At 67.6% G+C, this 25,152-nt stretch carries 21 protein-coding genes and 2 pseudogenes; 12 read left to right on the top strand and 11 right to left on the bottom strand.

Annotation, left to right across the window (positions count from 1 at the left end):
* Positions 1 to 38 precede the first annotated feature (38 nt).
* The 7 genes from AV521_RS08120 to AV521_RS08090 all read right to left on the bottom strand — a co-directional run bounded on the left by AV521_RS08120 (position 39) and on the right by AV521_RS08090 (position 8,139).
* Positions 39 to 1,277, bottom strand: coding sequence for an MFS transporter (locus AV521_RS08120; RefSeq protein WP_076085612.1), 1,239 nt, complete (start codon positions 1,275 to 1,277; stop codon positions 39 to 41).
* A 9-nt stretch (positions 1,278 to 1,286) separates the two neighbouring features.
* Positions 1,287 to 1,913, bottom strand: a complete 627-nt coding sequence (locus AV521_RS08115; RefSeq protein WP_076085609.1) for an NUDIX domain-containing protein — start codon at positions 1,911 to 1,913, stop codon at positions 1,287 to 1,289.
* Positions 1,910 to 2,926, bottom strand: a complete 1,017-nt coding sequence (locus tag AV521_RS08110) for a hypothetical protein (RefSeq protein ID WP_143658586.1) — start codon at positions 2,924 to 2,926, stop codon at positions 1,910 to 1,912. Before AV521_RS08110 ends, AV521_RS08115 begins: the two co-directional genes overlap by 4 nt.
* Positions 2,927 to 2,954: 28 nt before the next feature.
* On the bottom strand, positions 2,955 to 3,641 hold the full coding sequence (locus AV521_RS08105; protein WP_179022918.1) for an inositol monophosphatase family protein: 687 nt from the start codon (positions 3,639 to 3,641) through the stop codon (positions 2,955 to 2,957).
* Positions 3,642 to 3,716: 75 nt separating this feature from the next.
* Positions 3,717 to 4,580 (bottom strand): phytanoyl-CoA dioxygenase family protein, encoded by an 864-nt coding sequence (locus AV521_RS08100; protein ID WP_179022916.1) that lies wholly within the window; start codon positions 4,578 to 4,580, stop codon positions 3,717 to 3,719.
* A gap of 2 nt (positions 4,581 to 4,582) precedes the next feature.
* A complete protein-coding gene (gene acnA, locus AV521_RS08095; RefSeq protein WP_076085598.1) occupies positions 4,583 to 7,183 on the bottom strand; it encodes an aconitate hydratase AcnA in 2,601 nt (866 codons plus the stop codon).
* Positions 7,183 to 8,139 carry an isocitrate lyase/phosphoenolpyruvate mutase family protein gene (locus AV521_RS08090; protein WP_256725473.1) on the bottom strand — a complete coding sequence of 319 codons (957 nt, stop codon included), beginning with the start codon at positions 8,137 to 8,139 and terminating at the stop codon, positions 7,183 to 7,185. Before AV521_RS08090 ends, acnA begins: the two co-directional genes overlap by 1 nt.
* 109 nt (positions 8,140 to 8,248) lie before the next feature.
* Between AV521_RS08090 and AV521_RS08085 the strand changes: the two genes are divergently transcribed.
* Genes AV521_RS08085 through AV521_RS08065 form a run of 5 tightly spaced genes read left to right on the top strand, consistent with a single transcriptional unit; the run spans position 8,249 to position 13,015 of the window.
* Positions 8,249 to 9,328, top strand: a complete 1,080-nt coding sequence (locus AV521_RS08085; protein ID WP_079249164.1) for a Gfo/Idh/MocA family protein — start codon at positions 8,249 to 8,251, stop codon at positions 9,326 to 9,328.
* Positions 9,325 to 10,203 (top strand): ribose-phosphate diphosphokinase, encoded by an 879-nt coding sequence (gene prs / locus AV521_RS48595; RefSeq protein ID WP_076085589.1) that lies wholly within the window; start codon positions 9,325 to 9,327, stop codon positions 10,201 to 10,203. Before AV521_RS08085 ends, prs begins: the two co-directional genes overlap by 4 nt.
* A 29-nt stretch (positions 10,204 to 10,232) precedes the next feature.
* Positions 10,233 to 10,481, top strand: a complete 249-nt coding sequence (locus AV521_RS08075; RefSeq protein WP_076085586.1) for a phosphopantetheine-binding protein — start codon at positions 10,233 to 10,235, stop codon at positions 10,479 to 10,481.
* 24 nt (positions 10,482 to 10,505) lie between these two features.
* Positions 10,506 to 11,756 (top strand): hypothetical protein, encoded by a 1,251-nt coding sequence (locus AV521_RS08070; RefSeq protein ID WP_143658585.1) that lies wholly within the window; start codon positions 10,506 to 10,508, stop codon positions 11,754 to 11,756.
* Complete coding sequence (locus AV521_RS08065; RefSeq protein ID WP_076085580.1) at positions 11,753 to 13,015, top strand: ATP-grasp domain-containing protein; 1,263 nt, start codon at positions 11,753 to 11,755, stop codon at positions 13,013 to 13,015. Before AV521_RS08070 ends, AV521_RS08065 begins: the two co-directional genes overlap by 4 nt.
* An 81-nt stretch (positions 13,016 to 13,096) precedes the next feature.
* Here AV521_RS08065 and AV521_RS08060 read toward each other — a convergent pair whose 3' ends face one another.
* Together AV521_RS08060 and AV521_RS08055 are read right to left on the bottom strand one after the other, a co-directional pair.
* On the bottom strand, positions 13,097 to 14,017 hold the full coding sequence (locus AV521_RS08060) for a PfkB family carbohydrate kinase (protein WP_107480854.1): 921 nt from the start codon (positions 14,015 to 14,017) through the stop codon (positions 13,097 to 13,099).
* A 5-nt stretch (positions 14,018 to 14,022) separates the two neighbouring features.
* Complete coding sequence (locus tag AV521_RS08055; protein ID WP_256725472.1) at positions 14,023 to 14,829, bottom strand: inositol monophosphatase family protein; 807 nt, start codon at positions 14,827 to 14,829, stop codon at positions 14,023 to 14,025.
* Between the two features lie 263 nt (positions 14,830 to 15,092).
* On the opposite strand from AV521_RS08055, the pseudogene AV521_RS08050 reads away from it, so the two are divergent.
* Positions 15,093 to 15,797: pseudogene (locus AV521_RS08050) on the top strand (EamA family transporter); the annotation flags it as partial.
* A gap of 66 nt (positions 15,798 to 15,863) precedes the next feature.
* Here AV521_RS08050 and AV521_RS08045 read toward each other — a convergent pair.
* Together AV521_RS08045 and AV521_RS08040 are read right to left on the bottom strand one after the other, a co-directional pair.
* Positions 15,864 to 16,349: pseudogene (locus AV521_RS08045) on the bottom strand (pyridoxal 5'-phosphate synthase lyase subunit PdxS); the annotation flags it as partial.
* A 208-nt stretch (positions 16,350 to 16,557) separates the two neighbouring features.
* Positions 16,558 to 17,157, bottom strand: coding sequence for an LmbU family transcriptional regulator (locus AV521_RS08040; RefSeq protein ID WP_218639341.1), 600 nt, complete (start codon positions 17,155 to 17,157; stop codon positions 16,558 to 16,560).
* A 479-nt stretch (positions 17,158 to 17,636) separates the two neighbouring features.
* Between AV521_RS08040 and AV521_RS08035 the strand changes: the two genes are divergently transcribed.
* The 6 genes from AV521_RS08035 to AV521_RS08010 all read left to right on the top strand — a co-directional run bounded on the left by AV521_RS08035 (position 17,637) and on the right by AV521_RS08010 (position 25,125).
* Positions 17,637 to 19,352, top strand: a complete 1,716-nt coding sequence (locus tag AV521_RS08035; protein ID WP_179022913.1) for a 1-deoxy-D-xylulose-5-phosphate synthase — start codon at positions 17,637 to 17,639, stop codon at positions 19,350 to 19,352.
* Positions 19,349 to 20,395: an alcohol dehydrogenase catalytic domain-containing protein gene (locus tag AV521_RS08030; RefSeq protein ID WP_076085565.1), complete on the top strand. Its 1,047-nt coding sequence runs from the start codon at positions 19,349 to 19,351 to the stop codon at positions 20,393 to 20,395. The genes AV521_RS08035 and AV521_RS08030 overlap by 4 nt, the downstream gene beginning before the upstream one ends.
* 136 nt (positions 20,396 to 20,531) lie before the next feature.
* Positions 20,532 to 21,656 (top strand): hypothetical protein, encoded by a 1,125-nt coding sequence (locus tag AV521_RS08025; RefSeq protein WP_076085562.1) that lies wholly within the window; start codon positions 20,532 to 20,534, stop codon positions 21,654 to 21,656.
* Complete coding sequence (locus AV521_RS08020; protein WP_076085559.1) at positions 21,641 to 22,663, top strand: hypothetical protein; 1,023 nt, start codon at positions 21,641 to 21,643, stop codon at positions 22,661 to 22,663. The genes AV521_RS08025 and AV521_RS08020 overlap by 16 nt, the downstream gene beginning before the upstream one ends.
* A 6-nt stretch (positions 22,664 to 22,669) precedes the next feature.
* Entirely contained in the window at positions 22,670 to 23,662 is a 993-nt protein-coding gene (locus AV521_RS08015; RefSeq protein WP_076085556.1) for an isocitrate/isopropylmalate family dehydrogenase, read from the top strand.
* Positions 23,659 to 25,125 (top strand): type II glyceraldehyde-3-phosphate dehydrogenase, encoded by a 1,467-nt coding sequence (locus AV521_RS08010; protein ID WP_143658584.1) that lies wholly within the window; start codon positions 23,659 to 23,661, stop codon positions 25,123 to 25,125. The genes AV521_RS08015 and AV521_RS08010 overlap by 4 nt, the downstream gene beginning before the upstream one ends.
* Positions 25,126 to 25,152 lie beyond the last annotated feature (27 nt).

The following is a 25,152-nucleotide window of genomic DNA, read 5'->3' as shown; positions in this document are numbered from 1 at the left end:
TGAGCCGCGCTCGCGGGATCAGTCATGTCCACCATCTCTCAACGGGTGCGTTCGGCCCAGGCGACCAGCGGCGGACCGGCCAGGCCGAGCAGGCCGAAGACCGCCCCGAGGACGAACCAGCCCGGGCGGCCCCAGGTGATGCACAGCAGCGCGAGCACCGGCGGTGCGACAGCGTTGGCGAAGCCGAAACCCATGTTGTACACGGCTGAGTACTGGCCTTGAGCGTGCTCCGGCGCGAGACCGAAGGAGAGCTCGAAGCCCGCAGAGGACTGCCACATCTCGCCCATGGTGTGGACGGCGGCACCGGGGATCAGCATGAGAACGGCCGCCCAGCCGGGCAACCCGGCCATGAGGGCCAGCAGAAGGGCTGCGACCAGGTAGGCGAATCCGGCGCGCCGCAGGGCCCTGCCCGCGGCTCCCGGCGTGTCCACACCCTTGCTGAAGCGGATCTGGAACGCGATGCACAGGGCCGTATTGACGAGCAGTCCGAGACCGACGGTCCAACGTGGGGCTTCGGTCCGCCCCACGATCCACAGCGGGAGCGCGAAGGTGAGGACCCCGAGCTGGGTGGCGAGCAGCCCCTCATGCAGGGTGACGGCCAGGAAGGGCTTGTCCCGCAGCGCGATCCACCGGTCGGTTTGGGGCGGTGCGGGCTTCGGCGGCACGTGCGGGATCCGTGTCATCAGCAGCGCACACACGAAGTAGCTCAGGGCGTTGCCGAGGATGAGGGTCAGGTAGGCGGGCCGGGTCCCGATCTGGATGGCGGCCATGGCCACACCGGCTCCGAGCGGGAACGCGATGTTGGTCAGAGTGCGGAGATAGGCGCGGAACTCCGCCGGTTTCTCGCCCCCGAGGGCTCGCAGCATGGGGCTGCGAGCCGCCAAGCTCCCGGTCTGCGCCATCTGGGTGATGCAGACGAGGGCCAGGAAGGACCAGAAGGCGTGCACGAAGACCAGGGATACGGCCGCGAAGCCCTCGATCGTCATCGTTGCCGCGTACGCCTCGCGTGAGCCGTACCGATCCGCGATCCGGCCGACCGGGATCCCCACGAGCAGCCCGACGAGCGCGCTGATACCGAGGCCGGTCGCCACCTGGCCGACGGGCAGCCCGACCGAGCGGGTGAAGAACAGTGCTTGGCCGGTGATGAACATCCCATTGCCGAGATTGTTGATCAGTTGGGAAGTCGCGAGAACGCGCTGCGGCCCCTTGGCCGGTATCACCCTGGCCCACTTCCGGTGTTCGGCCGGCACAACCGGTTCGGCGTTCGCTGTCGTCATGGAGGGTTCCTAGGATTTACTCGTCGGATCACGGAAGCTCTGCGAGGCCGCTTCCCCTTGCATGCCCCAAACGGGCTCGCGGTCGGGAGCCTCGCGCCATCTCCAGACCGGTGTGGAAGCACCCTGCATCGCCTGGTGATCGAAGAAGAGGCTGACCGACCGCATGAACCCCTCGGTGCACTCCCACGCCCGTCGCGAGAAGGTCTCCACCAGCGCTTGCGGAGCCATGAACGTGACCCCCGCCACTGCCTCCGGGTCGGGTGTGAACGGTCCGTCGCAGCGGTGCACATAGAGAGCGCGCTTCTCCAACTGGCGCGCCGAGAAGCCGTCGTACAGGCAGACGTAGTCGAGCCCGGAGTCATGGCAGCCGAGTTCCTCGAGGAGCTCTCGGCAGGCCGCGGTCTGGTAGTTCTCGCCGCTGATGACGTGTCCGCCTGCGGAGGCGTCGAGCCGGCCGGGATGATTGGGCAGGTGCTGCGAGCGGATCTGCACGAGGATCTCGTCAAGCGTGTTGACGACAAGCACGTGGACTCCACGGTGCATCAGGTGATCCCTGTGCACCGCTTCTCGCGTCGCCCTGCCGATCACCCGGTCGTCGGCATCGACGACATCCAGGAACTCGGGCTCCGAGGTCACGCGAGGGTCCGCTGCACCCGAAGGTTCAACGCCTGGTAGTCCACCACGGTCTCGCGCAGGTTGCGCAGGTACTTCAGATACAGCCCGAGGCTGGACGAGTCGGTCCGTTGCACCAGCAGGCTCGCGAACTTCAGCACATCCGACAGCGCGCGGTCCATCTCGTCCCGGCCTCGCTGCACGTCCGGAACCAGATCACCGAGCGCGGCCCTGGTCTCGGCAGTCTCCAGCAGGAAGCCGAGATAGTGCTGCACGGGGTGGAAGCGGTTCTGCAGGTGTTTGCTGACCCGGGACTGGTCGTTGAAGCGCAGCTCGCCGGCGGCGAGGATCTCCTCCTCGCGCTCCTGCCAAGCCTCGATGAGCTGGTCCATCCCGGTGACGCCGATGGTGACCGGCGTGACGTACCGCGACAGCCGACCCCCCTCCCAGCGAAGACCGTACTCGGCGAAGACCGCACGGTAGGCCTCCATCGGTTCCAGGGCGAGGATCCGCTCGATGGTCGGGGCAGCCTTGATCTCCGTCACGGCGACGAGCCCGTCGTCGGTGCGGAACAGCTGATCCGCCAGCTTCTCGAAGGGCACCGGCTTGCGGAAGGTCCGGCTGGCCGCGTCCGAGGTCGACTTGGTGTAGTAGACGGTGTCGTCGGCGTCGATCCCCTCGAGCATCCACTCGGTGACGTAGGGCGTACCGTCGCTGTGGACGAAGGCCACCGGCACCGTAATGTGCGAGCCGCGGTCGAACGCACGACGGATCCGGTCCGGGAGTTCCGCAAGGGAGACCTCGTCCTCGGCCCAGGACTCCCGGCAGGCAATCTCCATCAGACCGTTGTAACGGCTGATCATCGGGACATCGCCGGAGCTCTCGTACTGCCAGTCGTACCAGCGGTCCATGAAGAACAGCGACAGATTGGGGCAGTCGCGCAATATTCGGTACCGGTGGAAGTAGTGCCGCTCGTGGCAGATATAGTACTGCGCCTGAACGAGCATCTCCTCGGAGGGTTCCCACACTTCTGGCATCCGCGCCACTCCTTAGGCCATGTTGTGCTCAGAAAAGTTCTTCGTGGAATCGCTGGTCGCCCACGGCGATCGCTCCTGCTCCCCAGTGCCAGCTCCCGCCGTCGAGCCTCGCGGGTTTCACCCCGGCCTCGGTGGATATCAGCTGTCCTGCGGCGAGGCCCCACACGCGCGGCAGCCCGCCGGCGGAACCGAGCAGCTTGATGAACCCGGCACGCGTGCCCTCGGCCAGGAAGCACAGTTTCAACGAGGTGCAAGCCATGTGTTCGAGCTCGTAGGAGAGAAGCAGCAGGTTCTCCAGCGCGAAATTGGACTGGGGGCTGAGGACCGCGCCGTTGCCAACCGCGATCAGCCTGCGCTCCGCCTCGATCGGGGCCGTGAGCGGCCGGCCGCTCACGCTCGCGCCGCCGCCCTTCTCCGCCACGTACAGCGCCCCCGAACTCGGCCGGTAGACCACGCCGAAGACCGGCTCGGTGCCCCGGCATGCCGCGACGGACACGGCGTAGGTGTCCCGCCCGGCCTTGTAGGACTTGGAGCCGTCCAGCGGATCGACGGCGAACCACAGATCACCGGACGCCTTGTGAGCGTAGTCGCCGTGAAGTGCGTAGTGCTCCTCCGCAAGGACCGTCACCGGTCCGAAGTGGCGCAGGATGAGCGCGACGATCTCCGACTCCAGGCGGCGTTCGACCTCGGCCACCCGCGAGGGTTCGGCACTCACCCATGCCTGCGCTGTCGGCAGGCGATCGGCAAGCGCTGTGAGCGCGGCAGTGAACTCCTCATACCCCATCGCGGCCTACAGGTGCCGCAGGTGCTGTTCGTAGCGGGTGAGCCGGCGAACCTTGTGGCGCTCGACCGGCTCCGGGGCGGGGCGCTCCAGCCCGCCCAGGTAGAGCGGCTGGTCCTGCGCGGGCGGACGGCTGAAGTCCTCCTGGGACTTACCGTAGGGACGCAACAGGATCCGCTGCTCACGAGTGAGATCCGGGTAGTCCTCCAGGTTCTGGAAGTAGTACCCGTTCACCCAGGTCGGTGTGTAGGAGAGGAAAACGTTGATCCGTGTGACATCGCTGTGGTTCGGCTGAATGCGGTGCCACAGGTTCGCACCGAAGATGGTCATCGAGCCCTTGCGGCACGTCAGCACCTTCTGCCCGGCGACTTCGTCGATGCCGGCGTGCTCGGCCTCGTAGTCGGGGAGGTGGCTGCCCGGGATGTAGACGAAGTTGCCCATCTCCTCACGGGGGAGATCGGTCAGCCAGTATCCGATCCGCAACTTCAGCGGGAGGACTGGGGAGAATACGCGGTAAGGGACGGCTCGCGGGCCGTCGAAGTGCCAGTGGTTGATGACGCTGCCGGGGGGCCGCATGAACAGGTCATTCTGGCTGAGCCGCGTCTGGTCGCCGAAGATGTCGTAGGCGTAGCCGATGTGGGTCTCCAGGTCGATCAGCGACGCGAACTCATGGTGTTTCGCGATGATGTTCTCGACCTTGTTGGTGTGTTCCTTCTCAGTCGCGCCACCGACGTACCGGTTGACGGCACCGAGCAGTTCCTCGACCTGCTTCTCGCTCAGTGCGTTCTCGACATGGAGTAGGCCCTCGGCGGCGAAGGTGCGCCACTGCTCGTCGGTGAACCCTGGCGGGGCCGGCTTGATCTCCTCAGTCATCTTCATCCCTTCGTACGGATCATCGTGTCCGCGATGACGCCGAAGACACCGCCGCGGCGGACGCAGTCCAGCTCATGCCGCGTATCGACCCGGGCCGTCATCGTCCATGCGGCGACCTCGGCACCGGACTCGTCGTAGGCGCGCACGTTCACCTTGCCGCCCGGCTCCAGGACCTCCAGCCCGGTCACGTCGAAGCGCTCCTCGCCCGTGATGCCCAGTGACTGCACGCCTTCTCCCGCGGCGAACTCCAGCGGCACAATGCCGACGGCCACGAGATTCGAGCGGTGGATGCGTTCGAAGCTCTCGGCCAGTACGGCCCGCACGCCCAGCAGCCGCGGTCCCTTCGCCGCCCAGTCCCTGGAGCTGCCCATGCCGTAGGCACGGCCGCCCAACACGATGAGCGGGACGCTCTCCTGGCGGTAACGCGTCGCCGCCTCGTAGACCGTGGTCTGCTCACCGGTGGGGAAATGCCGGGTGAACCCGCCCTTGCGATCGGCCAGGCGGTTCACCATTCCGGCACCGGCGAACGTGCCTCGCACCAGCACCTCGTGATTGCCCCGTCGGCAGCCGAAGGTGTTGAACTCCGCCTCCGGCACCCCGAGTTCGCTCAGGTATAGACCCGCCACGGAATCGGCCCTGATCTGGCCGGCCGGCGAGATGTGATCCGTCGTGGTCGAATGCTCGGCATTCACCAGCGCGCGGGCGCCGCGCACGTCCTCAAGCGATGCGTCACCGTCGAGGCTGATCAAGGGCAGCGGGGTGAGGTAACTCGAACCGGTCGGCCAGTCGTACCGGGCTCCGACCGGGCTCTCCAGCGCCTGCCAACTCTCGTCCCCTTCGAACAGGCCCTGGGCACTCTCCGTGTAGCGCTCCAGCGTGACCTGTCCAAGCGCCTCGTCGACCTCCTCGGCAGTGGGCCACAGGTCGGCGAGCATGACCGGGCACCCGTCCGAGTCGGTGCCGAGCGGCTCCGAGGTCAGATCGACGCGCACATGGCCGGCCAGCGCATAGGCGACCACGAGCGGGGGCGACATGAGATACGCCGCGGCGACCTGCTGGTGGATGCGGCCTTCGAAGTTGCGGTTGCCCGAGAGCACAGCCACCGTCTTCGTCCCGCGCTCACTGACCGACCGTGCGGCGTGGGCGTGCAGCGGCCCCGAGTTGCCGATACAGGTGGTGCACCCATAGGCGACGACATCGAATCCGAGCTCGGACAGCGCAGGCAGAAGCCCGGCGGCCTCAAGGTAGCCGGTCACGCTCCGCGACCCGGGGGCCAACGAGGTCTTCACCCAAGCCGGCACCTTCAGACCGCGCGCCACCGCATTCCGGGCGAGCAGACCCGCGAGCATCATCGACGTCTGGTTCGACGTGTTGGTGCAGCTGGTGATCGCTGCGATGGCGATCATTCCGTCCTCGTCGCTGCCCTTCCCTACCTCGGACTCGAAGCTCTTGGGCACACGGGCGAGCGGTACCCGGTCCTGCGGACGACGCGGCCCGGCCGCACTCGGCTCCACCGTGGCCAGATCCAACTCGATGGTCTCTGCGAAGGCCGGACGCCATCCGGCTTCCTCCACGAACAGGCCCTGATATCTGCTGTAGCCCTCGACCAGCGCGAGCTCCTCCTCCGTACGGCCTGTCAGGCGCAGGAACTCGATCGTCCGTGCGTCCACCGGGAAGAGCGTCGAGGTGCAGCCGTACTCGGGAGCCATGTTGGCCACGGTCGCCCGGTCGGTGACCGACAGCGACAGCGCTCCCGGGCCGCGGAACTCCACCATGCGGTGGACCACGCCATGGGCCCGAAGGACTTCGGTGAGGGTGAGGGCAAGATCCATGGCGGTGGTGCCGGCCGGCAGCCGCCCGGTCAGCCAGACGCCGACGACCGGCCGGGCCAGCAGCGAAACGGGCATGCCGAGCAGGACCGCGGACGCGTCGAGCCCACCGATTCCCCAGCCGAGCACGCCGATCGAGTTGACCATCGGTGTGTGGGAGTCCGTGCCGAAGACCGTGTCGGGGGCTGCGATACCGTCGCCGCCGATGCCGACCACTCGGGCCAGCCGCTCCAAGTGAATCTGATGGATGATGCCGTGGCCCGGCGGAACGATCCGCACACCGGCCATGGACTGCCGAGCCCACTTCAGGAAGCGGAAGCGCTCGGCGTTGAGCCGCATCTCCCGGCCCATGTTGCGGGCCAGCGCCATGCGACTGCCCGCTTCGTCGGCCTCCACCGAGTGGTCGACGACCAGATCGACCGGCAGCGCGGGGGAAACGACACCTGGGTCGAGGCCTCGCTCGGCCAGCAGTTCGCGCAACGACGCCAGGTCTGCGAGTACCGGGACTCCGGAGTGGTCCTGAAGCAGCAGCCGGCTCGGGTGGAAGTCGAAGGCCGCGTCGACCTCTTCGCCGGACCCCGCACGCACGATCGCGTCGGCCAGGGCGATCGCCTCGTCCGGGTCGCCCCCGCGTTCAGCCAGGCGTAGGACATTCTCGACGAGGATGCGCGTGGTGATCGACGCATCGTCCAGACCGGGGAGTCCCACCGCTTCGGCGGCCCGCAGGCTCAGCACGCGGTGCCCCAGGCCGGTCGGCGTGGTGAGCAGGCTCATCAGGCCGGTATCCCGGCATTGTCGAGCGTCTCGGTGCCCACCAGGTCGAACAGCCGCTTGACCGGAGCGATCTGGCTCTCCATCTCTGTGGTGGAGGACGTGCGTGCCAGCGAGGTGAGCACCTCCTCCATCGCGGTCACCGAACCCCGGATGAGCTGGTTCGCGTAGATCATGCCGGTGATCCCCATCGCATGCAGGCCCTCGACGGTAGTGACGTGATACGTCGTCGGTACCGCGAACAGCGGCAGTTCGAGACCGGCGTCGCCAGCGCGGGCACAGAACTCGGCGATCTCACTGGGCTGACGCTCCTTGCTGTGGACCAGGATCGCGTCGGCGCCGGCCTTCGCGTAGAGCACCGCGCGGGAGAGTGCGTCCTCCATGCCGGCTCCGGCGATCAACGACTCAAGCCGGGCGATCACCATGAAGGACTCGCCGCGCTGCGCCGCCTTGGCCGCCTCGATCTTGCGAGCGAAGGCCAGCGGCTCCTCAAGCAGATGGCCGTCGAGGAAACTGTTGCGCTTGGGATACTGCTTGTCCTCGATGCACACGGCATCGATGCCCTCTGCCTCATAGAGGCCGGCCATCCTCCGTACGACATTGACATCCCCGAAGCCCGCGTCCACGTCGGCGATTACCGGAAGGGACGACGCCCGCCGGATGCGCACGGCGTCCTGCAGGAACTCCGTCATCGTCAGGATTCCTGCGTCGGGCACCCCATGGGACGTCGAGATGCCGAGTCCTCCGGCCCACAGGGCTTCGAATCCCGCGTTCTCCGCCATGATTGCGCTCAAACCGTCATGCACGCCGACAGCACGAATCGGCACATTGGCTGAGATGAGCCCACGCAACGTTTTGTCCACCATCATCACCTCGTTTTCCGCTCGTTTTCCGCCTGGCGTGCAGTCATCGTCATGAAGTCCGGAAAGCCGGTCAATGAATCCGTGACGTACGGCCATGACGGCAGATCACCCCGACGCGAGAGGCATGCGATGAGCACCCTCTCGGCTAGATTCGCCTTCTGTCCCGCCGGCGGGACAGAACCTGCCGGGGAATCGAAGGCTGGCGATGACAACACAGGCAGTGATTCCGGTGGCGGTGGTCGGCGGCGGGCGGGTCGCTTCTGCCGTACACATTCCCTTGCTCTTGAGACGTCCGGATCTGTTCGACCTCGTCGCAGTCGTCGAACCGGACGCGGACCGCTCAACCGTGCTCGGACGGGAGTTCCCCGGGCTGACCGTGGGCGCGGAGCTCGAAGTGGCCTTCGACAAAGGCGCCCGTGCGGTGATCTGCGCGACTCCTTGGCCGACTCATCGCGAAATCGTCACCGCGGTCCTGGACCGCGGGATCGATGTTCTCGTGGAAAAGCCCGCGAGCCTTGATCCGGCCGATCTCGAGGCGCTCATCGCCGCGGAACAAAGTACCGGAGCGAACGTGGCGGTCGGCTACATGAAGCGCCACGACCCGGCCGCCGTGCGCTTTGTCGAGCTCGTCTCCGAACAGCTCGACGGGGTCCGCCGGATCTCCGTGGAGATCGTCGACCCGGATTCACCTCACCAGGTGGCCCATCGGCTGATCACCCCCACCGCGCCCAAGCCGGAGAGTCGGGCTGCCGCCGGCCGCATCGTGGCCCGGGTTCTCGCCGACGCGAGTGCCGGGCAGCGAACGGTCTACGAACGCGGAATCGGCGCCTCACTCATCCACCAGATCAACCTCGTCCACACGGCCCTGGCCCCGCACCTCCTCGTTGGGCATGTCGCCTATGGAAGGCACTGGGCGAACGGCACCGCCGCCGCGTGTGGCTGGTGGCCGAGCGACGAGATCGCCGTGCAGATGAGCCACATACGGCTTCCGGGCACCCCCGACTACAGGGAGCGGATCGAGGTCGTGACGGACGACGCACGGATCCTCCTGGAGGCGACCTCGCCATATCTCATCGAGCAAGGGATGCGGCTCACGGAGTTCCGCGGGGACCGGGTCACCACCCACAGCTTCCCCACGCAGAGCAATGGATTCGTCCGGCAACTCGAGGAGTGGGCGGCCTTCCTGCGTCGGCAGGGTCCGACCCTGCCGTCTACGGCGGAGGCGCTGCGCGATCTGACCGCGGCCAGGGAGGCGGCGCTCGCCTGTACGGGGGCGGAGCAGTGACCGACCGCCTCGTGCTGCTCGGACCGGACGACCTGCACCGGGAAGCCGACATTCCAGACAATGTCGAGAGGATCCGAGCGATCCGGTCGATCTTTCCCGACGGCGAGCAGCTGCTCACCGTTCCGGAGGTCGAGCGCATCCAGGGACGCCACGTGCTTATCGCGCAGACCACCGCTCCGCCGCAGGATACGCGCCTGTTCACCGCATGCCAGCTTGTCGACATCGCCGTGACGGCCAAGGCCGCCTCCGTCACCTGCTTTGTGCCGTACCTCTGCTATCAACGACAGGACCGGGTGACGAACGCGGGGGAGTCGCGCGGTGCCCGGATGGTCCTGCGCATGCTCGGCAGCTCGGGAGCGGACCGCGTGATCACCGTGGACCGCCACAGCACTCCCTCCTGGGAAGGCGATGACCTCCCCGAAGTGGTCAGTTTCGGCTGTGCGGAGCCGGTCGCCGCACTCTGCTCCGCCGACCCACCCGATCTCGTCGTTTCCACCGATCGCGGCGGGGCCGGGCGCGCATCGTTGATCGCGCAGGCGCTTTCCGTACCCGTGATCGCGCTGGACAAATCGAAATCTCCGGAACGCGGCACTTACTACGAGCGGCTCCCGGAGGAGCTCGCACATCGTCACCTGTTGTTGGTCGACGACGTATGCACCTCCGGGTCCACGATCCGGCCGCTCTGTGCCGCACTCGCCGCCCTGGGAGCACGTTTGACGGTCGTGATCACACACGTCGTCCCCACCTCTCAGGGTCGGCTCTCCTCGATCGAGGGAGTGGACCGGCTGCTGCACTCCGACAGCTGCGGCGACCACTCCGCTCCGATCCGTCTTCTCCCGCTCGCGGTGGACCTGTGGTCCGGGGGCCTCCCCTGACCCGCCGCACGACTTCGAAAGGCGATTGCATGGGAAACGAGTGGATCTCCGTACTCCTCACGGACCTGCTCCCCGCCGATACCGTCCAGCTCCTGAGCAACAAGTACGAGGAGTACAAGGACATCCCGCTCACCCACATCGGCCTGGAGTCGATGGCAGTGATGGGCCTGGTCCTGCGCCTGAGCTCGGAGTTCGGCCGCGAGGTCGACTACGAGGAGTTCGACCTCGGCGAGGTCTCCACCCTCGGCAAGATCAAGACTTACCTGGAACTCGACTAGACAATGAATCAGCTGACCATCGCGGTGAACACCGCCCCGTCCGTACGGGACAATCTCACGACCCAGCTGCGCTTCCACTTCCCCGAGATCACCGCGCTCGAGTTCGCGGACGGCGAGGTCACGATCCACGCCGGGCAACAGCTGGCAACGGCCGCAGTGGAGCGAACCGTCCGACGTATCCTCGACAGGTTCAATTCAGTTCCGCCGGCGATTCGCTCCAAGGTGCTACTGGACTCGCGCGTCGCTGATTCGGTGCAAGCGTGGGGATCACGCCGGCATGCCTTTCCTGTGGCAGTGCTCGCGGATGCCGCGCGTGCGTTCTCGAAAGAGCTGCGCAGGGCCGTCCCACCACTGCGTCGTCGCGTCCTGCCCGATCGCTCCGCCGCCCTGCGCGCCGGCATCAACGTCTACGGGCACGAGACCGCCGCGCTGTTGGCCGCCCTGGACCGGCTCACGGCGTCCTGCATCCGCGGTGTCTACGAAGCGGAGGTCATCCACGTCCCCTCGCTGATTCCGAGCAGTCTGGTGGAGCGGGCGGGCTACGTCGACACCGGATGCCAGCACCTGAGCTTCATCGCCCCGCTCAGCACCGATCCGGATGTCTTCGACGCCTTCGTTCCGTTCTGGAAGTCCGATGGGCGCGACGACCGGCGTGTCCTCGACTACGTCCGGACTCCGCGCGATGTGCTCTCCCCCGCCGTCTGCCTGCCGAGTTACCCGCTGCTGGAGGGGAAGACCGTCGCATCGGACGAGGCGCTGGTGCTCTCCTTCGGCGGTTCCGTCTTCCGCGACGAGTCAGGCAACCTGAACAATCGCGAGCGCCTACTCGAGTTCCACATCCAGGAGACGGTGGTGATCGGCGGGGCCGAGCCGCTCGCGCGGATCCACGGCGAGCTCGCCGACCTGATGGTCTGTGTGGCCTCGGTGCTCGGCCTCGACTTCTCGCTGCAGACCGCCGCGGACATCTTCTTCGGCGACGCCGCCGGCAGTCTGCTCTTCACCCAGCTGGCCTCCACGAACAAGATCGAGCTAGCCGTCCGCTCCGCCTCGGTCGGGCACCCGGTGGCCACGGCCTCGCTCAACAAGCATGGCAGCCATTTCGCCAAGGCGTTCGACATCACCGACGAGCGGGGGCTGCCGACATCCACGATGTGCCTGGGCTTCGGCCTGGATCGTCTGGCCTATCTTCTCTTCGAGCGCTTCGGCCTCGACCTTGCCGCGCTCGGTGACCATGTGGACGCGAACGTCGAAGCCCTGCTCAAGGAGCGGGCATGAGTGACACGCTGTTCCTCTGCCTGGAAACCACCGACACGATGACCCGCCGGCTCGTCGACGTCGCGCACAGCTTGGGTGACCGCGTGCTTCTCGTTTCGGGTTCGAACAGGGCGCCAGCCGGTACGGACTGGCTCGAACTCGACCTGCGCGACGAGCCCGAGCGGGTGGCCGCACGGATACGCGAGCAGACCACAGGTACCCGGATCATCGGGGCGCTCACCGACCAGGAAGCGTTCGTGATCAGCACCACGGCGGTGGCCCAGGCCCTCGGCGTGGCCCGCTACTCCGTCGAAGCCGCAACCAACGCGCGCGACAAGTCGCGCATGAAGCGCCTCTGGCAGGCCGCCGGCGTGAGGACACCCGCGGGAGCGGCCTTCCGCTCACGCAACGAGGTCGTCGGCACACATATCACCTTCCCGGCTGTCATCAAGCCGACACACGGCTACACCAGCGGCGGGGTACGCCGCGTGGACGACACGGCTGCGCTGCTCGCCCAGGCGCAGCGCATCGGCCTGCTCAACGCCACCACCGTGGCCAGGGACGCGACCGAAGGGACGGGGTTTCTCGTCGAGCAGTGCCTGCGCGGACCCGAGTTCGCTGTGGACACCGTCTGGTTCAACGGTGAACCCGTCCACGACTGCGTGATGTCACGCAACCACGACGAGGGCTCGGACTCCCCGTATTTTCCCGACAGGGTCTACCTCCTGGACCAGGCCATGCCGGCCGAACAGCGCAACGAGATCCTCGACATCACGTACGCGGCGGTGAGAGCCCTCGGTATAACTCATGGCGCAACCCATTCGGAGGTCCGATATGACTCCGGGCTTCCGTACGTGCTGGAGACCGCGGCACGTCCCGGCGGTTCCTGGCTCGCGTACGAACTGATGAGGCTCGCCCACGACGCGGACTTCGCACGGGCTCTGTACCTCAGTCATGTATGCGCTGATGCTGAGGAGTTCAAGCAGAGGCTGGGCCCAGTCGCCTGGCGTTCGGTTCCCAAGGACGTGAGCTACTTCATCTACTTCCTACCGCACTCGGGTGCAGGGCTGATCAAGGAGATCCACGGCCTCGACGAGCTGGCGGCGCGAGAAGAAGTACTGCTGTGCCGCTGTTACAAGCGGCCGGGCAGTCTCCTGCTCGCCGACGACGATCTCAACGCCGAGCCGTTCTGCAACGTGATCGCCCGACAGACACCCGACGGCCCGTCTCTCCAGGAGCTGCTGTCCGCGTACGACCGTGCCCTGACCGTGGTCTGCTGAGGGAGCGACGCCTGCCGGATCGCCGTGCCCGCCGTCCGCCTGGACGGCGGGCACGATCGTGTTCCGCGGCCGAGGGCCCGTTCATTTCGGCGGCTCCGCCGTGTCGGTCATCCATGCGCGAGTACCGAAGGAGGTACAGGATCGGCTCGCCACACCAGCGGCGAAACCGAGTGCGCTCTCGAACACGTCCGGGTCGAGGAACTCCGCCCGCGCCAGTCCGTAGCTCAGTGCCCCGTGGAAGACGTCACCCGCTCCCAACGTGTCGACCACATCCACTCTGGACACCTCGACTCGCCCCGCGGCCCCGTTCGGACCGCGCCAGTCGATCGATCCCTTCCCGCTCGTCAGGGCCGCATACCGCACTCCGCACTCCGCCAGGAACGCCAGGACGTCGGCCGGCGTGCAACAGCCCGACGGCCGGAAATCGGCCGAGCAGACCGCTACCTCCACCCACGGCAGCAGCTGCCGGATCTCGGGTCGCCAGCGACCACCGTCGTAGACGGTGAGCCGATGCTCGGCACGTGCTGCCCGCAACGCCGCGAGGGCGGCTTCGGGGTAATGCCCATCGACCTCGACGACCTCCGCCGTCCGGGCCAGTGCCGTGACCGCCGTGGTCGGGGCGATCTCCGGGGGCGCCATGTCGTAGGCGATGACTGCCCGCGCACCGGTGCCCTTGGTGACGGCGACCGCCGAAACCCGGGGTGGCCTGGTCCGGTCCACAGCGATATCGACGATACGGACCCCGTTCGTGGTCAGGTCATCACACATGATCCCGGCGAGACCGTGCCCGCCGACGGCACTGACCAGCGTCGCCGCACCCCCAAGGTGGGCGAAGGTAACCGCTGCGTTGGTCGCGGGCCCCCCGGCCGCCACGACCTGCTGCTCGGCGGACACCTTCTCGTCGGAGTCCGGTCGCCTGGCCACGAGGTGCACCACGTCCAAGGTGCACAGGCCCACGAAGAGCCCGCGTGGAGGCGGGGCATCCGCTGGTTGGCCGGCCATACCCATCACAGCTCCCGAGGCCGGTACGCCGCCGAAAGAACAGTCCATGCGAAGTGGAGCAACTCGGCAGCCAGCTCCGGGTGCGCGACCACCAGCACGGGGGACGACCAGGTGAAATCGCCGCCGTCGGCGCTCAGCGCCGCGTATCCACGGCTCCTCGCGATGGCGAGGCCGGCTGCGACGTCCCAGGGTTTCGGCCGGACGCACACGCAGGCGTCCAGCCAGCCCATCGCGACTCCGACCACATCGAGGCACATGGAGCCGTGCATGCGGACGCGGTAGGCGCCGGTTTGCAGGCGGGTCACCAACTCGGTCTCGGCCGGCAGGCGCCTGCTGCCCGTGCCGCTGACACCGACGATCGCCCGCGACAGCGACCGCGCCCGCGTGGCCGGAGGCTCCGCAGCCGGACACGCATCCACGTCAGCGGCGATCCGCAGCTGCAGCCGCGGCGCGCTGACCACGCCGAGAACCGGCCTGCCGGCGTCCACCAAACCCAGGGCGATGGCGTAGTACGGCGCTCCACGGGCGAAGTTCATGGTCCCGTCGATGGGATCGAGGATCCAGCCCGTCTCGGGTACGCTCCCGTCCCGCGTAGTCTCCTCGCCCAGCAGGGGAAGCCCGGGTGCGTGTTCACGAAGAAGCCCGGAGATGTGCCGCTCCAAACCGCGATCGGCCTGGGTGACCTCCTCCCCCGACGCCTTCAGACTGGTCTCGATGCCGTCCTTCTCGAAGGCCCTGAGCAGTGACTCCGCGGAAGCCACTGCCTCCTCCGCATGATGTAGGAGGCGCCGCCGATCCAGTGACGGCGTCATACTCCTGGGCGCGGCACTGAGACTGCGGCCTGCGGGGGGCCGCCTGAGCCCGTCCGACATTCGTATCCCTCGCTCTCTGTCGACGTGGAGTCGTGGCGGGCAGAGCTGGCACCATGCCAACCAGCGGACGCCTCAGGCCCATTGCGGACACCGCCGAACCCGGCCGTCCTGTCTGTCCCGCCTCCCCGCACCAGAGCCCGCCTCTTCACGTTCCGATCGGACTTCGTCGGCATGACTCCAGTCATCACACTCGTGGTACCTGTTACGCCCCGATGCCGGCCGGACCCGCATGGCCCTACCTGATCGCCTCGATCGCCACGCATCTGCTGTACTTCGCGCTGCTGATCCAATCGTTCCGCCTCGGCGACTTCAGCCAGATGTACCCGATCGCCCGCGGGACGGCGCCGCTCGTCGTCACGGTACTGGCGGTGCTGTTCGTCGGTGAGCACCTGAGCAGGTGGCAGATCGCCGGCGTGGCGCTCGTGTCGGGCGGACTGAGCGGTCTCGCCCTGTGGGGCATGCGCGGCTGCAGCCGACGCGTTGATCGCCTCGCGCTCGCCGCCGCCCTGGGCACCGGCCTGTCGATCTCTGCTTACACCGTCGTCGACGGAGTCGGCGTGCGGGCCGCCGGAACCGCGGCGGGCTACACCGGCTGGCTGCTGCTGCTCCAGGGCGTGGCGGTCCCGGCCTTCGCGTTCGCCTCCCGCCGGGGCAACCTGGCGGCGCAGTTACGTCCGGTGGCACTCCACGGTGCGCTCGGCGGGTTGCTCTCGGCGTTCGCCTACGGGTTGGTTCTGTGGGCGCAGAGCCGCGCTGATCTCGCCCCGGTCTCGGCTCTGCGCGAGTCGTCCATCGTCATCGGCGCCCTCATCGGCACGGTGTTCTTCAAGGAGCGTTTCGGCCGCGCACGGATGCTGAGCGCTGCCTTGATCGTGGCAGGCATTGGGCTGATGCTCCATTCCGGTTGACTCGGGCCCGGCCTGTGGTGAGGCCGGCCTTCAGGCCCCACCACAGGTCAGGTGAGCTCGCCCCGGTTACCAGCCGCGGTTGGCGAAGCGCTCGGCCTCGGGCAGGGTGTCGCAGTTGATGCCGACCATGGCCTCGCCCAGGTTGCGGGATGCGTCCGCGATGATCTTCGGGTCGTCGTAGATGGTCGTGGCCTTCACGATCGCGGCGGCACGCTGGGCCGGGTCGCCCGACTTGAAGATGCCGGAGCCGACGAAGACACCTCGGCGCCCAGCTGGCACATCAGCGTCGGCCGGGGTGGCCACGCCACCGGCGGCGAACAGCACGACGGGAGCTTGCCCAGCTCGGCGACCTCGGCGACCAGCTCGTACGGGGCACGCAGCTCCTTGGCCGCGGCGTACGGCTCGTTGTCGTCACAGCCACGCAGCTTGGCGATCTCGCCCTTGAGCTGGCGCAGGTGGCGGACGGCCTCGACGACGTTGCCGGCGCAGGGCCTCGCCCAGGTTAGTGGCACCACAGACGAACGGGCTGGTGCAGGCCCACTTGTCGGCGTGACGACGTCCGTGATTACGCCGCCCTTGAGCTGCTCGGCCATGCCGCGCTTTACCCGGGCGGTGCCGACCGCCGACTGGTCGGAAGTGGAGGGGTGTTGGTGGGCACACGAATGACCTCACTGCACGTCGGATGGATACGCGGATGGCCACTCTCCGAAACGGCTTCCCTGCGGAGAGAGACGATGTTCGCAGGTTCAGGACATCGTGTTCAGTTGAGGTCGTCGGCGACGGGATCCACTGTGGCTGTGCCACGGGCGCCGGCTGACGCGTTGAGGACCTGGACGGCCCAGACCGCAAGCTTCACGCCGGCGTTGGACGCAGCCTGCTCCCAGATCTCAAGCTGACCGGCAGTCGGACTCAGTCGGATCGCCATGTCCCTGAGAGTGGAGCCGTCCTCCGCCGCGCCGGGGTCTGCCGCCGAACGCAGCCGAGCGCTCGCACGCACCTCGCACCGAAGCCGATTGCGAGACCAGCCGTGCTCCTCCGCCCTGCGCAACCAGTAGTCCCGCTCCGCCTCGGGACAGGATGCGACTTCAGCATGGTGGCCGAAGCTGAGCTTGTCCCGCCGGCGGGACAGCGGGAAACGACGGGCGACCCACGCGTAGTTGCGGAGTGTCTGGTAGTTGAACGAGTAGAGCTCGACGATCTCCCGGTAACGCCCCGCGTAGGCCGACTCTCCGTGAACGAGCCAATCCCCGAGACACCACGCCATGGAAGACTGGGACGTAGACAGCAACTTTCCGATCGCCACCCACTTCTCAAAGGGCAGACGCTCACTCAGGTTGAGTCCGGTGGGCGGTATGGACACGATGCTGGCGAGTGACGTGGCCGAGTCACCTGGTTGGGTGACGCGCCTTGGGACCAGGTGGTGCCTGGCCGTGAAGCGGCTATCGTCCGCTGCCCTTGTGGATTGCACTCTGGCTGCGCTGTTGGAACGCACGAGGTGTGATCCCCTCCCCCATAAGAGGCTCGATGACGATCACAGTAGCCAGTGGCATGCTCATGCGGCACGGATCCGCCGTGCTCCGCTTGACAGTTCGCCCACATTGGGACACTTCTCCCGAAGGGCCGCCAAGTTATTCCTCAAAGACTCTTTGAGCACGCGTCAGAGCGTGGGACGCCAGGTCAGCTCGATAAGGGTCGCACCGAGCAGTGAGGCGCTCCGCCACCTTCTCCCCGATTCCCCAGAATCGATCTTTGATGCCAAATCGAGCTGCAGCCTATGGTGATCCGTGTCGACCGAAGGGGGCGTCTGAAATGGACCTGAACCACCTCACACCCGATGCTGTGCGAGAGCTCGACCTGCTCGAATGCGAGCAGCTCGCCTCAGATATACGAGAGTTTCTCATCGGCCAGGTGAACATCAGCGGCGGGCACCTGGGCGCCAATCTCGGCGTGGTGGAGTTGACGATAGCTTTGCACCGCGCGTTCGATTCACCGAACGAAAGAATTATCTTCGACATAGGTCACCAGGCGTACACACACAAGATCCTCACTGGTCGCGGAGCGCAGTTCACCACGTTCCGACAGCGCGCAGGAATGTCCGGATTCCCCAGCCGAGCGGAGTCCCCCCATGACGTGCTGGAGAGCAGTCACTCCTCCACCAGCCCGGCCTGGGCACTGGGAATCAACCTCGCCGACAAGACACGCTGCGCCGTAGTCATCGGGGACGGGGCATTGACCGGAGGCGTGGCTTACGAGGCGCTCAACGCCATCGGCGTTCGCCGCCGTCCAGTTACCGTCGTCTTCAACGACAACGGCCGCTCCTACGCCCGCACGCCGAGCCTGCTCACACTCGGCGAACCCCAGGAGAGCTCCCAGGTCCGCGAGAACGCCGAGAAGTTCTTCACCTCCTTGGGATTCGCGTACGTCGGACCGGTCGACGGCCATGACTTCGGCGAGTTGGAGGCGGCGTTCAAGAAGGCCGAGTCGATCGCCGGACCGGTCGTCGTACACACCCGCACGCGAAAGGGCCTGGGGTGGGACAAGGCCGAACAGGACGAAGTGATGCGGCTCCACCAGGTACCGGGAACAGTGGCCGTCCCCTCGGTTCCCATCGACGCCCCCGTGCCGACCGCGAAGGACGCCTGGGGCGCTTCGCTCAGCGACCTGCTGTGCGAGATGGCCGAGAACGACGAGCGAATTCACGTGATCACCGCGGCGATGCCCGACCTCCTGTGCCTGCTGGAGTTCCAGCGGCGATTCCCGGAGCGATACCACGACGTGGGGATCAGCGAACAGCTGGCGGTCTCCATGGCTGCCGGACTGGCCGCCCAGGGCGCCCGGCCCGTGTTCGCCGTCTTCGCGACGTTCCTCACCCGAGGACTGGACCAGGTGCTCAACGACGTGGCCCTGCACGAGCTACCGGTGACCTTCATCGTCGATCGCGGGGGCGTGGCCGGCGGGGACGGCGCCTCGTCCCACGGCATCTACGACGTCGGCCTGCTGCGCATGGTGCCCGGGCTGGAGATCTATGCGCCGAGCACGCCGGGCCAGCTGGAGCAGATCCTGCGCACCGCGGTTGGCCGCGACAAGGGACCGGTGGCGCTGCGCTACGCGAAGTGGAAGCCCCTCGACGACGCCGGCACGCCTGTCGCCTCCGACACCGTGCTGCGGCGGCGGGGAACCGACCTGTGCCTCCTCACCCACGGCGCGATGGTCCAGACGGCGATGGCGGCCGCAGCCGTTCTGGAACGCGACTACTCGGTGAGCACCACCGTGCGCGAGGTCGTGCGTCTGCGGCCCTCTGTGCCCGAGGCGTTCGCCGACGCGGCCACGCACCGCGCCGTGATCACGGTCGAGGACCTCTCTGAGGGCTCCGGCCTCTATCCTGATCTACTCGCCCACCTCGCGGAGAGCCCGGGGCCCCATCCGGCGACCGCACAGGTGACGCTCCCGGCGGCCTTCCTCGCGTGGGGCGTCCGCGAGGATCTGCTGGCAGAGTCCGGAGTCAACACCACGGGCGTGGTGGCGAAGGCGCGCACCCTGCTGGACCTCCCATGAAGGTCCTTCGCTATCGAGCCCCAGGGAACGTCGCCCTCGAAGAGGCGCCCGATCCCACGCCCGGCCCCGGCGAGGTGGTTCTGCGGGTGCGTAATTGCTCGCTCTGCGGAACCGACGTGAAGATCTACCACCACGGCCACCAGCGGATCGTGCCCCCGCGGGTGCTCGGGCACGAGATCGCCGGAGAGGTCGTACTCCTGGGTGAAGGATCATCCGCACACGGCCTGCAGGTCGGCGATCGGGTCCAGCTGATCGGTGCAATCCCCTGCGGCTCCTGCCGTAGCTGTCGCGACAAACTGCCAACGGTGTGCACGCGTTTCGAGGCGATGGGGTACCACTACGACGGCGGGTTCGCCGAGTTCGTCACCGTGCCCGGCAAGGTGCTCGACGCAGGCGGGCTGCACCGGATGCCTGATGCGCTCAGCTTCGCCGAGGCATCCCTGGCCGAGCCGCTGGCCTGCGTACTCAACGGACAGGAGTTGGCGCGCGTCGGCAAGGGCGACGATGTCGTGGTCGTGGGTGCCGGGCCCGTCGGCTGCATGCACGTCCGACTGGCCCGGGCACGAGGGGCGAACCGGGTCCTGCTCGTCGAGCTGGATGCGGCCAGGCTCGAGCTGGCCAAGGGACTGGTGGCGCCGGACGAGGCGATCTTTGGTGCAGACGTCGACGTAGCGCAACGCATCCTCGACCTCACCGAGGGCCGGGGCGCCGACGTGGTGCTGCTCGCGGCGGCCTCTGCGCAGGCGCAGCAGCAGGCCCTGCACTACACCGCGCCGCGGGGTCGGGTCAGCCTGTTCGGCAGCCTCCCACCGGGAAGTGCCGCGCCCGTGCTGGACACGAACCTGGCGCACTACCGCGAGCTGACGATTGTGGGCTCCAACTCCTCGCACCCCGGGCAGAACGCCGAAGCACTCGAACTCATCTCCTCAGGGGCGGTGCCGGTTGCCGACCTGATCACGCATACCCTGCCACTCGATCGCACCGTGGAAGGAATCCGGCTCGTGGAATCCCGGCAGGCCATGAAGGTCACCATCGAACCGTGACGAAAGAAGATTGCGGCGGGGGCTCCTAGAAAAACCAGCTCCCTTGGGCGAGACGACCGATCAATGTCCGTGTTAGCTTTCAAAACGCAGCCGCAACGCACAGAGAACGTATACGACATAAATCAGGGGGATTGCTATGCGCTCTGACATAATTCTCGAAGACACCACTCTTCGCGATGGCGAGCAGGCTCCGGGAGTCGCCTTCGACAAGGAGACCAAGTCCGCCATTCTCGATGCGCTCATCGAGGCCGGGGTCCGGTGGGTGGAAATCGGAATTCCCGCCATGGGCGGGGAGGAATTGGAATTCATCAAGGAGGCAGCCGCCCGCCAGGACGAAGCACGCCTCATGGTGTGGAACCGCGGGGTCAAGGCCGACATCGAGGCCTCCCTCGACCTGGGTTTCAAGGCCATCCACATCGGCCTTCCGGCGTCCAAGATCCACCTTGACAACAGCGTCGGCAAGACCCGCGAGTGGCTGCTGAAGTCTGCCACCGAACTCATCAGTTACGCCAAGGACCGTGGCGCCTTCGTATCGGTCAGCGCGGAGGACGTGGCTCGCACCGAGCTCGACTTCCTGGTCGAGTACGCCGGCACCGTGGCCTCAGCCGGTGCCGACCGGCTGCGGCTCTCGGACACCATCGGCATCCTCACGCCCGAGGAGTACGAAGCCCGGGTGAGCGCCGTAGTCAACAGCAGTTCAATCGACGTCCAGGCCCACGCCCACAACGACTTCGGCCTCGGCTTCGCCAACACCCTGGCGGCGCTGCGAGCGGGCGCCCGGTACTTCCACGTCACCGTCAACGGGGTCGGTGAGCGCGCCGGCATGACCGACCTGTCCCAGGCGGCCGTCACCCTGCAGCAGCTCTACGGCGTCGACCTCGGCATCAATACGGAGAAGCTCACCGATCTCAGCCGCCTGGTGGCAAAGGCCTGCAAGCATCAGACCGTGCCCTGGCAGCCGATCGTCGGCGAGAACGTCTTCGCGCACGAGTCCGGAATCCACGTCAACGCCATGCTCAAGGACACCTCCACGTTCGAGCCCTTCCCGCCGGAGCAGGTCGGCGGCGAACGCAAGTACATCCTGGGCAAGCACTCCGGGCGCGCCCTGATCGAGTCGGTGCTGACCGAGCACGGCCGGGCATTCACCGACGCGGACCTCGTCACCGGGCTCGCCTGGGTGCGCCAGACCTCGATCGACCGCGGCGGCGCCGTCGAGCCGAAGGAACTGGTCGCGGCGTTCGACTCATGGACCTCTCGCTGAGTGACGACCCCGTCGGCCTGACCGAGCGTCAGGCCGACGGGGGCTCCGCCTTGTCCGCACTGGTCCGAGCCGTCGAGACACGGGCTGATGACGAGAGCGTGCACCGGCTCATCGAAGCCTGCGTCGCAGCGGGCGAGCTGCGTGATGAGCAGGGCACGCTGGTCCCGCTGGGCGACGGTCCGTACCGGATCAAGCGCCCGGACCTCTCTGCGTCCCAGCTGCGACAGCTCGATGTGCTGGTCGGCCGGATCCGGGGGCTCGACCTGCCCGTCGTGCCGCACTGGGTGGCGGGCGGCCGTGTGCTCACGCTGCAGCGCCACAAGGCGATCGATCTGCGCGAGGTTGCCGGCCGCTCGACAGCGCTTGCCCGATGGGTGCAGGAGCAATGCCTGGAATCCCTGGCCGAGTTCAGCGAGCAGGACGCGCTGCTCCGCACCGCCCTGACTGAGGCGGGGTGCGCCCCCCTGCTCGGGTTCCCCGTGGGCGATCGCCACCTCGTCGCCGTCGCGAAACTGGAGCGGCTGCTCCGGACCGACGTCGAGGTTCCCGCACCGATGCCAGGTGGACGCGCCACGCTGTTCTGCGACCCCAAGCCGGCCAACTTCCTGGTCACCGGTGTGCGGGACGAGCGCCCGGAGCGCATCGACCTGGACCTCATGACATACACGTGTCCGGTGTCCCTCCAGGTGATCCTCGCGCTGTTCTCCCATCCGGTGCAGTTGCCCGGCACGGGGTCACTCGACAACCGCTTCGCCGCGGCCAGGGAAGAGGCCGCCGCCCGCTCGCTGGACCTCGGTGCTCTTCCCGGCGAGTCGGACACGATGCTCGTCTACCACCTGATCCGGAACTTCACTTCGTCGTACGCGGTCCACGGGATCGAAGCACGGACAAAGGCACGAGCGCTCGCTCCGCTGCTCGCCTGCGCCCTGGAACAGATCCCTGTCACCGCGGCGGCCGAGCCCGCGCGCCGGATCCGGCGCCTGATCGAACAAGAGAGGCAGGAGTAGTCCGCGATGACCGAGCGGATCACCATCGTGCGGATCGCCGGGGACGGGGTAGGCCCGGAACTCGTCGAAAGCGGAAGCCGGGTGCTCGAATCACTCGGACTGCCCGTCACCTGGGTCGATGCCGACGCCGGATTGACGGCATATCACCGGCACGGGACGACTGCGCCGCAAGAGACACTCGATGCGCTGCGCACGCACGGCCTCGCGATCAAGGGCCCGTTCCGTACTCCGAGCGGCGGAACGATCCGCAGCGGGAACCACTACATCCGGCGCGGACTCGACCTCTACGCATGCCTTCGGCCGCTCCCAATTCGGCAGGACCGTCCGCCGATGCTCCTGGTGCGGGAGAACACCGAGGACCTCTACGGTGCGATCGAGTGGATGGCGAGCCCCGATGTCGCCCAGGCCGTCAAGGTCGCCTCGCGCGGCGGATGTGAGCGGATCGTCCGATACGCCTTCGAGCTCGCCCGCCGAGAGCGGCGCGCGAAGGTGACGCTCGTCCACAAGGCGAACAACCTCAAACTCACCGAAGGGCTCTTCCTGTCGACCGCGCGGGAGGTCGCCGCGGACTACCCCGAGATCGAGTTCGAAGACGTGCTCTCCGACACCGCCGCCGCGCTGATGGTGCGGGAACCCGAACGGCTTGACGTCGTGGTCACGAGCCACACGGTGGGGGACATCCTCAGCAGCCTCGGTGCCGCACTCGCAGGGAGCCTGGGCGTGGTCGGCAGCCTCGACAGCGGGCCAGGCATACACATCGCCGAGGGCTGCCACGGCGACGCGGGTGACCTCGCCGGCAAGGGCACCGTCAACCCGGCGGCATTCTTCGAGGGGATCGTCCTCCTGCTCGACGCCATGAACGCCGAGCGAGAGGCAGCAAGGCTGCGCACGGCCCTGACGCGGCTGCGCACCGGCGGCCCCCGCGCCTACGACCTCGGCGGCGGCTCGGGGACCGCGGAGATCACCGAATTCGTGTGCGCCGAGGCGGCGGCGTCGTGACCGTCCCCGCCCCGGTCCGAAGCGCCCTGGGCCTCCTGCTCGCCGGGGTGCAGAACCCTCCTGCCGACCTTCAGGCGCTGGTCATCGCACCCGCTGCCGGGAGATGCGGACCGGCTGCGAACGGCCCGGTCGACGCCTTCCGCGACCACGGGGTGTTGCACACCACCGTCGGAACCACGGCGGTGACCCTGCGCGTGCTGAGCGCCCAGCACACACGGTGCTGGCTGCTCTCCTGCGATCTGCCCGGCCAGATGTCCTCGGTCGGCGGACCGATGAGCGGAGTCGAGGTGCTGCCGGCCGCCGTCACGGACACGGCGCAGCTGAATGAATTCATGCTCGACCGTGGTCTCGGCGGCGACTGGCCACAGGTGGTCCGCTTCGGCTCCGCGGACCGCCTGCTGGTGGCGTTCACCGACGGCATCCGGCCCCATGCCGCCGTCCACGCGCGAGACGCGTCCCCCAAGCCCTCCCGGGGCGGCGACATCCGAGTCGCCGTACTCGGAGCCGGTGTCATCGGCAAGCGTGTGATCCACGAGGTGATGTCGGACGACCGCTTCACGCTTGCCGGGGTGGTGGTGCGCAGCGCGAACACCTTCGTGCACGCCCGGCCGGACGTGCCCTACTACGCCTTCGACGAGGACACGGCACGCACCCTGCCGACACAGGGTGTCGGCGTCCGGGGCCGCCTTGAGGACCTCCTCACCCAGGCGGATGTCGTCATCGACTGCGGCCCGTCGCGTTCCGGTGCGGCACGTGCCGCGCTGTACCGCGAAGCCGGCATACGCAGTGTCTTCTGCGGCGGAGAGCGCGACAGCACGCTCGGGCCGGTGGTCCACCCCGCTCTGAGCTCCGAAGAGCTGCTCTCGGCGCAGAGCGTACGGCTGACAAGCTGCAACACCACGGCGCTGGCCCGAGTGGTCGCGGCGCTCGCCCCGGCGAGCATCGCCGAAGTGGATGTGACGGTCGTCCGCTGCTGCACCGACACGGACAAGGCCGGCAAGGGGATCACAAACGGCGCCGTACTCGGCCCCACTCCATCGCACCACGCCCAGGATCTCGTCAGTGTCGTCCCCGGGCTGCGAGCGAGTTCGCTGGCTCTGACCGTGCCGATGGACGCCGGTCATGTCATCCATGCGCGGATTTCCCTGGCACCTCAGCTGAGTCGAAGGGCCGCCTTGGCCCGGCTCGCGGATGCGTCACGGCTGAATGTGATCCACGAGGGCTCGACGATCGACCAGGTACACCGCAGGGCGACGATGAAAACCCCGTGGCACAACCGGTACGACCTTGATGTACAGGTGGTCGACACCGGTACGCCCGACAGGCTCGACCTCTGGCTCGCCCTGGACAACGAGGCGATCACAATCCCCGAGGCACTCGACGTACTGGCGGCGACCACGGCCGGGCCGGCTCGCGGCGAGACCGTCGGCGCCGGCCCTGTGGGGAAGAACGCAGCCACCTGACCGAAGGGGGGACGGAGGCACCCGGCC

The organism is Streptomyces sp. IMTB 2501 (assembly GCF_001953885.1).
Classification (GTDB): domain Bacteria; phylum Actinomycetota; class Actinomycetes; order Streptomycetales; family Streptomycetaceae; genus Streptomyces.
This window is presented reverse-complemented; position numbering and strand designations above follow the sequence as displayed.

Coding starts and splice junctions, on each gene's coding strand:
- AV521_RS08120 (WP_076085612.1), bottom strand. CDS start 1,277: ATGACGACAGCGAACGCCGAACCGGTTGTGCCGGCCGAACACCGGAAG.
- AV521_RS08110 (WP_143658586.1), bottom strand. CDS start 2,926: ATGCCAGAAGTGTGGGAACCCTCCGAGGAGATGCTCGTTCAGGCGCAG.
- AV521_RS08100 (WP_179022916.1), bottom strand. CDS start 4,580: ATGACTGAGGAGATCAAGCCGGCCCCGCCAGGGTTCACCGACGAGCAG.
- acnA (WP_076085598.1), bottom strand. CDS start 7,183: ATGAGCCTGCTCACCACGCCGACCGGCCTGGGGCACCGCGTGCTGAGC.
- AV521_RS08090 (WP_256725473.1), bottom strand. CDS start 8,139: ATGGCCGTACGTCACGGATTCATTGACCGGCTTTCCGGACTTCATGAC.
- AV521_RS08085 (WP_079249164.1), top strand. CDS start 8,249: ATGACAACACAGGCAGTGATTCCGGTGGCGGTGGTCGGCGGCGGGCGG.
- AV521_RS08075 (WP_076085586.1), top strand. CDS start 10,233: ATGGGAAACGAGTGGATCTCCGTACTCCTCACGGACCTGCTCCCCGCC.
- AV521_RS08065 (WP_076085580.1), top strand. CDS start 11,753: ATGAGTGACACGCTGTTCCTCTGCCTGGAAACCACCGACACGATGACC.
- AV521_RS08060 (WP_107480854.1), bottom strand. CDS start 14,017: ATGGCCGGCCAACCAGCGGATGCCCCGCCTCCACGCGGGCTCTTCGTG.
- AV521_RS08055 (WP_256725472.1), bottom strand. CDS start 14,829: ATGACGCCGTCACTGGATCGGCGGCGCCTCCTACATCATGCGGAGGAG.
- AV521_RS08030 (WP_076085565.1), top strand. CDS start 19,349: ATGAAGGTCCTTCGCTATCGAGCCCCAGGGAACGTCGCCCTCGAAGAG.
- AV521_RS08025 (WP_076085562.1), top strand. CDS start 20,532: ATGCGCTCTGACATAATTCTCGAAGACACCACTCTTCGCGATGGCGAG.
- AV521_RS08020 (WP_076085559.1), top strand. CDS start 21,641: ATGGACCTCTCGCTGAGTGACGACCCCGTCGGCCTGACCGAGCGTCAG.
- AV521_RS08015 (WP_076085556.1), top strand. CDS start 22,670: ATGACCGAGCGGATCACCATCGTGCGGATCGCCGGGGACGGGGTAGGC.